Genomic DNA, 8,770 nt, shown 5'->3' with positions numbered 1-8,770 from the left:
GTTAGGTTTTTGATTGGCTAAAAACCTTGAAATTACGTTAACTTTTGGTCACGCTATGGTTCACAGTTTGGTCATACAAGGAGTAAAATCACAATCCGCCAGCGATGTACTGAGCCTGTCGTACCACTTTCCTACGGAACGCTCCGCGAACGTGGAAGCAAGCTACGCAAAGCGTCTATCTGCAACACGTTGCGCGAACGTAGAGAAGTGTCGTATAGAATTAATTCTGAATTCTAACTCCTGACTCCTGAATTCTGTTTGATAAATCCATCAAATTTGCCAGCTTGTAAACTACCCGCGCCCCAACATTACCATCCCACTCCGCATCACCGACTTCGCAAATATCAAAGCCAATAATTTTTCTCCCACTATTGACCAATTCTCGGAATAGACAAAATGTTTGCTCTAATTCCAACCCACCTGGAACAGGAGTACCCGTACTCGGACAGAGTTTTGGATCTAAACCATCTACATCAAAGCTAATATAAACATACTCAGGTAAATGACTGATAATTTCTCGGCATAAATCAATCCAAGTTATTCCAGAGTAAAGCTTTTGCTTAATAGCGGGATCGTAATAAGCAATAATGCGACGATCAGATTGGTCAATCATTTGCACTTCATCATGACTAATATCACGCAAACCTACCTGCACTAGCTTAGAAATTTGCGGTATTTTCATCGCATTAAACATAATCGACGCATGGGAAAACTCAAATCCCTCATAAGCATCGCGTAAATCTGCGTGAGCATCAATGTGCAAAATGCCATAGTTTGCGTATTTAGCTGCTAATGCTTGGAAATAACCTAAAGGCGAACTATGATCTCCACCAATGACTGCAACTCGCTTACCATTATTAATTGCTGCCTGACAATTTTCAAACAGCCATTGATTAATCTGTTGACCAGCCTGATTAATTTCTGTCAAGACAGATGTTAAATCTGGTGTATCTGAAAGTTGTTTACCTTGGGCTAATCGCCCGATAATTTTTGCTGCCAAAGCGCGGTAGTATGTATTCTTCTCTAAAATATCTTGGGGAATTTCTTCCATAAAAATTCCCTGCTTCCAGCCATCAGGGTTATCAAAATCGAATAAATCTAGTTGAGTCGAAGCATCTAGAATTCGCTGTGGACCATTAGCAGTGCCAGCACCATAAGAAACAGTAACTTCCCACGGCACACCAAAAACAATCAAGTTTGCAGACTCATAATCGCAGGGCAAACCTAAGAGGTTGCCATTTATTTCACCTACACTGCTGGGATTGTAGTCTTTTAATTGATTACTCATTGAGTATGTTCTGGATTTACGTGGATAGACAGCACGCCGCCTACTGGACATCTGCATTGTAATCAAAATTTTTCACAGGCGGTATGCTTCAAGGGATAAACAAGAAAAACCCACGAGTATACAGGTCACTTCAGCATAGTTTATCGGGTACAGGGGATAGTTTTTCTTTCCTGTGCCTTTGTTAACTCCCTACTCAACCCGTTTAACTTCAAATCCCCGTAACCCTTCCGGTTCCTCATATTTAACCACAACATCTTTAACTACAGCAGCAGGTGGCCCAGAGTGACACCAGCGAACCATGTTATCTACAACCTCTCGCGCCCCTTCAAAAACTGCCTCTACTCGATTATCAGGGAGATTCCGCACCCAACCGGTTAATCCCAATTGCCTAGCTGTATCGACAGTAGAATAGCGGTAGCCCACTCCTTGGACTCGGCCAGAAATGAATACATGGGCGCGGATAATTTTTGGTAGTGCTGTAGAATTCTGCATAGACTGGTCTAATCCTTATGATTCCAGTCTACCTAGTTTGTGTATAGACAATCTATTTTTCACTCCAACTAGCGAAATTTGTTTCAGTCTTTCTTAAAATCTACTAGTTTTTATACATTTATAGCGTTCAAGTAATTGAACTACCCTACTCCCTATCCAAGCCATAGTCTAAATACCTGAAAACTGTTGTAATTTAATCAGTAGTCAGTTTTTCCACTTGGAATTTTGAATTATTTATGTCTAACCTGCCACCACTTAATACAGAAACAATTTGGGCAATTCTTGACGATAAACTTGATGATGCCACAGTCAACCAGTTGCTATGGCATTATTTAGGCTATCGCTATGACTCTTCAATCGCACAATGGGACACTAACCAAGTTGCACTAGAATGGCATAATGAGTACCCACAACCACCAGATTTCATTGCATCTCGCCCCGCAACTGTCAAGTTGACTCGTTCTATTCCTGCTGAAAATAAACAAATGCTAAAAGAAAAACTGGGTTTCAAAGGTTACAAAATTGGGGAATTTGGACCTCGGCAAACTCGCAGAGCAACAGCAGCGAATTGGTTGTTAAGTTATCTGCAACAAGCTAACAACAAAAAAGAGTAATTTTACAGTATATATTTGGTAAAAGCAGGCTGCTTTTTAGCAAATATATACTGTATTTGAATATTACAAAAACTCTTGTTTTGTTGAATAGTTTTTTGCAGTTATATGCAAATTTTAAAAAAATTATTTTTGTAAAAAATATTTAAAAGATAGTAAATCCATATTTTAGCCAATAACTAAAAATCAAAAAAATACAGTTAATTTTTATAAATATTATTATAAGTTATTCCTGAAGATAGAAGCACTCGCGATCTAATTATTTCTCTAGAGCTATTTGCAAATTCAATTGAGCATCAGAGAATATTTCTATCAATCCTTGATACTTATATATTACAAACACTTCTATGGCAAAGCCAATTGAATTTAATTTATTTGCACCTTATAACAAAGGAGCCGCATTAATTGGTTCCTTTTCTGATTGGCAAGAAATTCCAATGGAAAGAGGTGAGGATGGTTATTTCCGCACAAGTGTTGACCTAGAAGATGGCGTTTATAAATATAAATTCCGCGTTCAGTCAAATTCATGGTTTTTTGAACCAGAGCAATGGGTTGATGTTACAGATCCTTATGCAACTGATATAGATGAACAAAGTGGAAATGACGATGGTGTTATCCAAGTAAAAGATGGGAAAAGGATTATCGATACTTATGTTTGGCAACATGATGATAAACCTTTACCTGCTGACCAGGAATTAGTAATTTATGAATTGCATGTTGGTGACTTTTCTGGTGGCGAGGACGATCCTTATGCACGAGGTAAATACAAACACGTCGTTGAAAAGTTAGACTATTTATGTGAACTAGGAATCAATGCTATAGAGTTGATGCCACTTAAAGAATATCCTGGTGATTATAGTTGGGGTTATAATCCCCGCCACTTCTTTGCAACAGAATCAAGTTATGGTTCTACTGCTGAGTTAAAAAATTTGATTGATGAGTGTCATGGCAGAGGTATTCGTGTAATTATTGACGGTATTTACAACCACTCAGAAGCATCTGCTCCCTTAACACAAATTGATCACGATTACTGGTATCATCACGAACCTCGTGATCCTGATAATAATTGGGGACCTGAGTTTAATTACGAACATTATGATGAAAAATTAGATATTAAGCCAGCCTGGAAATTTATTGGTGACACAATTCGTTTTTGGATTGGAGAATATCATCTTGATGGTATTCGCTATGATGCGGCGCGGCAAATTGCTAACTACGACTTTATGCATTGGATTGTTCAGGAAGCCAAAAAAACTGCCAGCATGAAGCCTTTTTATAATGTTGCCGAACACATTCCTGAAACCCCCAGCATTACCAATGTAGATGGGCCAATGGATGGTTGCTGGCATGATAGTTTTTATCACTGCATTCTAGAACACATTTGCGGTGATACATTTGATTTAGAGCGTTTAAAAGATGTGATTGACTGCAAACGCCAAGGCTTTTTGGGTGCCACCAATGTAGTAAATTATCTCACCAACCACGACCATAATCATCTCATGGTTGAACTGGGGAACCGTGAGATTTTTGACGAAGAAGCCTTTAGGCGCGCTAAATTAGGAGTAGCCATCTTAATGACTGCTGTTGGTGTGCCTTTGATTTGGATGGGAGAAGAATTTGGCGAGTATAAACCTAAACAACCTGAATCATCCAAAATCGAATGGACACTGTTAGGGAATGATTTAAATCGTAGTTTATTTGAGTCCTACAAAGGCTTAACCAATCTGCGTAAAAGCAATCATGCTCTCTACACAGAAAATATTGATTTTATCCACGAAAATCCTGAAGCAAAAGTATTAGCTTATACTCGTTGGAATGATGAAGGTTCTCGTGTAGTCGTAATTACAAATTTCTCAGAAAACTTCTTAGCTGAGTATCATGTTCCTAACTTTCCTAGTGCTGGTACATGGCACGAGTGGACAGGCAATTATGATGTTGAAGCTGGTGAGGATGGTATCATAATTGACTTAGGACCATACGAAGCTAAAGTGTTTGTATGGCAGTAATGATATACACTACTCAGTCAAGAGTCTAATAGCAAAGAAAAAGGGGAAATATGTTCCCCCTTTTTCAGTTAGTTAGTATTTATTTAAATACAGTCTAATTAGAAATTTGTCAAGCAGAAAATAAGCTATTTTAAAATTTCATGGGTTTGTGTTACACTTTTGAGTTGAAGTGCGTCTACAGAATTGTCAAAGCATCCCCATGCACAACAAATTATTTAATACTGATATCGACAACGCTAACATTGAGAACGATCGCATTTTATTAACTCCCAATCAAGTAAAGTCAAAATTACCTTTGACACAATTAGCAGAACAAAGAGTTTTAGCATATAGGCAGGAAGTAGAACATATCCTAGATTTTCAGGATCGCAGGAAATTTATAGTAGTTGGACCATGCTCAATCCACGATCCAAAAGCAGCGCTCGAATATTCTAAGAGATTAAAAATATTGGCCGAGCGAGTCAACGATAAGTTGCTACTAATTATGCGAGTATATTTTGAAAAACCAAGAACAACCGTAGGCTGGAAAGGTTTAATTAACGATCCAGATATGGATGATTCTTTCCATATAGAGAAAGGTTTATTAATTGCACGAGAGCTACTATTAAAAATTACAGAGTTGGGATTACCTGCTGGCACAGAAGCATTAGATCCAATCATACCTCAATACATTAGTGAACTGATTACATGGTCTGCTATTGGTGCACGCACAACTGAATCACAAACTCACCGGGAAATGGCAAGTGGGCTTTCGATGCCTGTAGGTTTTAAAAACGGTACTGACGGCAATATTCAAGTAGCTTTGAATGCCCTACAATCAGCTGGAAACCCGCATAATTTTCTAGGAATTAGTCAAAATGGACAGGTGAGCGTCTTTCAAACTAAAGGTAATGGCTACGGTCACGTAATTTTGAGGGGTGGTAGTCAACCCAATTTCGATCCAGCAAATGTCAAACTGGTAGAAGAGAAATTAAAACAGGCAAATTTACCACCGAGAATTGTTATCGACTGTAGCCACGGTAATACCAATAAAGATTACAAATTACAAGGTGCTGTCTTAGAAAATATTATTCAGCAAATAGTAGATGGTAATACATCAATTGTTGGCATGATGCTAGAATCGCATTTGTATGAAGGTAGTCAACCAATTACTGGTAAAGAAGAATTAAAATACGGTGTTTCTGTAACTGACAAATGTATTAGCTGGGAAGAAACCGAAAAAATTATTTTGGCTGCTCACGAAAAACTTAAGTGAGAAGTCAGAATTTAGAACTCAGGATGCAATCAATGGGGGATTTAGAGGATGTTTATCAAGTCTGAAAGTATACTAAAAAACCTGCTTTCATTCCTCTCCCCGTTTCAGCTACGGTGTACACACAAATCGAAAAACCAGCTCCACATTAGCTATTAATTTGGTAGAGTATGGACTTTAGTCCTAACGCACCGAAAATCTCTGACTATGCGTTACACTGACGCGATAACACGCCCTACAAAACTCGAAAAAACCCCCCAGTGGTTATGGCGAGTTCTATCTATCGACAGAAGATTCTAATATTTGTACTGTTACGTCAGTTTACCACAGGGTACGGGAGTTCAGTCGTACCAAATCAGTAGAAGTCAAAATCCCTCGCTGAAAAGCTGCTTCCTGGCGTATTTTAAAATATACCCAAGATAGATGTAATAGTATCTAATATGTGCTATTTACTCAATATTACCAACTGAAGGATTGAAAATTAGTATTTTTCTACATAAAATTAAAAATCTCAAATTAAAAATTGGTAACACTGATGGTTAGGAGTGTTAAAGTTTCAAGAAATTCACCGAAACTATTCAGCGGGTATTCATGCTGAAGAAACTACAGAAAAAGCAAATTTCGATAATTGCCGGTGCAGCACTGTTTGCCTTCTTGACTGGGGCAATGGTATCAGCACCCGAAATTGGTAAGTCTCTGGGAAAATGGCTGAAACTGAGTCAGAATCAAGCAGAGCAAAAATCGGACGGGAGTGTTGCTCAATCAGCCGTATTTGGGCTGATTGAGCAATCGCTGCCAGAACGGGCGGCAAAACTGGCAGCGATCGCCCAAGAATCGCGATCGCCAGATCGGAATCGCGCTCGTTATCTTTTGGCGAGTGATTACATTGAAAGAACTCAAGGGCAAAAAGCTCTGGTTTTACTCCAAGGACTAGAGAAAGATTATCCCATCCTCGCGCCCTACATTTTGCTCAAACAAGCCCAAGCAGAGGATATGTTGGGCGAGGACGGCAAAGCCTCGGATCTTAGGCAAAAAGTGCTGAAACTCTATCCCAAAGAACCGGCGGCTGTGAAAGCGCTATATCTAATTGCTCAACCAAAGCAACAAGAAACTGCGATCGCTCAATTTCCTTCTCATCCTTTAACTTGGGAAATTATCCGCAAACGCTTGCAAGAGAATCCTAATCAGCCACAATTACAATTGATTTTGGCTAAGTATGCCTACGATCAACCAGGTATAGTCGGCGTTTTGGATCAGCTAGTAAAACAGCCTAACCTCAAACCTGAAGATTGGGAACTCATTGGTACAGACTATTGGGAAAATAGTCAATTTCCCAAAGCAGCGAATGCTTACGCCAAAGCACCCAAAACATCGCGCAACCTCTACCGTACTGCACGAGGCTTACAGGTGGGAGGTAAAGATAAAGAAAAAGCGATCGCTACCTATAAACAATTAGTGCAGCAATTTCCCAATAGTGAGGAAACTGGGACGGCACTACTGCGGTTAGCAGAAACCGCAAAAACACCTAAAGACGGCTTACCGTATCTTGAGCAGGTAATTAGTAAATTTCCCAAACAAGCTGCTACTGCACTGGCACAAAAAGCCAAAACTCTCCAAATTCTTAAGGATCAAAAGTCAGCTAGCGCGGCATGGCAATTACTCATAGGTAAATACGGCAACTCTGACGAAGCAGCAGAGTATCGTTGGAAAACCGCCCAAGATAAAGGCGAAGCCAAAGATTACGTCGGTGCTTGGCAATGGGCAGAACCAATCGTCACTAATAACCCCAATAGTATTTTGGCTCCAAGAGCAGGCTTTTGGGTAGGTAAATGGGCAGCTGCACTGGGGAAACAGCAAGAATCTAAAACTGCTTATGAGTATGTGATTAGCCAGTTTCCCTACTCTTACTATGCATGGCGAGCCGCGACAATGTTAGGGCTAAATGTCGGCAATTTTGACAACGTGCGCGTCATGAACCCGGAAGTAATCGCACCCCAGCGTCCATTACCGCCTGCTGGTTCTGAAACTTTCAAAGAATTGTATCTGCTAGGTCAAGACCGTGATGCCTGGTTACAATGGCAAACAGAATTTCAGAACAAAATTCAGCCAACGGTAGCAGAGCAATTTACTGAAGGGTTAGTGCGGCAGGCTAGGGGAGACAATCTCATCGGAATTGATGAAATTTCTAAATTGGAAGACCGGGAAATACCAGCCGAAATTGCCCAATATCAGACTCTAAGTAAACAAATCACCTACTGGCAAGCGCGTTATCCATTTCCCTATCTGCGAGAGATTGAAAAGTGGTCTATTGACCGTAAACTTAATCCTCTGCTAGTAACTGCTCTGATGCGTCAAGAGTCACGGTTTGAACCAAAAATCAAATCTGTCGCTAATGCTATTGGTTTAATGCAACTGTTGCCGAGTACGGCTAAATGGATCGCCCCACAAATCAAGGTGGATTTCAAAACAATCAACTTAGAAAATCCCAATGATAACATCATGCTGGGTACATGGTATTTGGGTCATACCCACGATCAATATAACAATAACTCCTTGCTGGCGATCGCTAGTTACAATGCTGGCCCCGGCAATGTCTCCAAATGGTTGCAAACTCTAATTACAAAAGACCCAGATGAGTTTGTTGAAGAAATTCCCTTTGATGAAACCAAAAATTATGTAAGGCAAGTATTTGGCAATTACTGGAATTATTTAAGGCTTTACAACCCTGAAATTTCTGGTATCGTAACAAAGTACTCGACTACACACCCAAAACTACCGAGCCAGTGATTTTGCTATTTTAGGGTAGAAAGAAGGGGAGGGGAAGCAGGGGGAGCAGGGGAAGATTAATAACTCCCTACCAGTACCTAGCACTCCTGAATTCTCCTCGTTTTACATATTTGAATGGGGAGCGATCGCAAATAGCTTGAGTTGATTGCACCTGTGGCGTTAATATATCTTAATGTATGCAGTATTGCTTTTTAGCGCCCCAATGGAGTTAACTTCAAGAGAATTTCAGTCAGAACTGATATTATAGCGGTTCTCAGTTGGGTGCAATATAGTAACAGCAGTGGGTGAACCATCCAATAATGTCTTTTTTAGTTACCGCATTCAGAGCATTTGT

6 protein-coding genes are annotated in these 8,770 nt (G+C 39.9%); 4 read left to right on the top strand and 2 right to left on the bottom strand.

All coding sequences use genetic code 11. From position 1 onward, the window contains the following. Positions 1-220 precede the first annotated feature (220 nt). The gene (gene speB, locus V7K89_RS16190; protein WP_335188781.1) at positions 221-1,288 is read right to left on the bottom strand and encodes an agmatinase SpeB; all 1,068 of its coding nucleotides are present in this window, start codon (positions 1,286-1,288) and stop codon (positions 221-223) included. 189 nt (positions 1,289-1,477) lie between these two features. Beyond that, a complete protein-coding gene (locus tag V7K89_RS16185; protein ID WP_335188779.1) occupies positions 1,478-1,780 on the bottom strand; it encodes an acylphosphatase in 303 nt (100 codons plus the stop codon). Between the two features lie 236 nt (positions 1,781-2,016). Between V7K89_RS16185 and V7K89_RS16180 the strand changes: the two genes are divergently transcribed. From V7K89_RS16180 to V7K89_RS16165, 4 genes are all read left to right on the top strand, one after another. Then, positions 2,017-2,394 carry a DUF1823 family protein gene (locus V7K89_RS16180; RefSeq protein WP_335188777.1) on the top strand — a complete coding sequence of 126 codons (378 nt, stop codon included), beginning with the start codon at positions 2,017-2,019 and terminating at the stop codon, positions 2,392-2,394. 344 nt (positions 2,395-2,738) lie between these two features. Then, a complete protein-coding gene (locus V7K89_RS16175; RefSeq protein WP_335188775.1) occupies positions 2,739-4,397 on the top strand; it encodes an alpha-amylase family glycosyl hydrolase in 1,659 nt (552 codons plus the stop codon). A gap of 199 nt (positions 4,398-4,596) precedes the next feature. Further along, positions 4,597-5,652 carry a 3-deoxy-7-phosphoheptulonate synthase gene (locus V7K89_RS16170; RefSeq protein ID WP_335188773.1) on the top strand — a complete coding sequence of 352 codons (1,056 nt, stop codon included), beginning with the start codon at positions 4,597-4,599 and terminating at the stop codon, positions 5,650-5,652. A gap of 588 nt (positions 5,653-6,240) precedes the next feature. Then, positions 6,241-8,436, top strand: coding sequence for a transglycosylase SLT domain-containing protein (locus tag V7K89_RS16165; RefSeq protein WP_335188771.1), 2,196 nt, complete (start codon positions 6,241-6,243; stop codon positions 8,434-8,436). Positions 8,437-8,770: the final 334 nt, after the last annotated feature.

The sequence above is a fragment of the Nostoc sp. genome (assembly GCF_036917515.1).
GTDB lineage: Bacteria > Cyanobacteriota > Cyanobacteriia > Cyanobacteriales > Nostocaceae > Nostoc.
The sequence above is the reverse complement of the archived record's forward strand: the minus strand, read 5'-3'. Positions and strand labels throughout refer to the sequence as shown.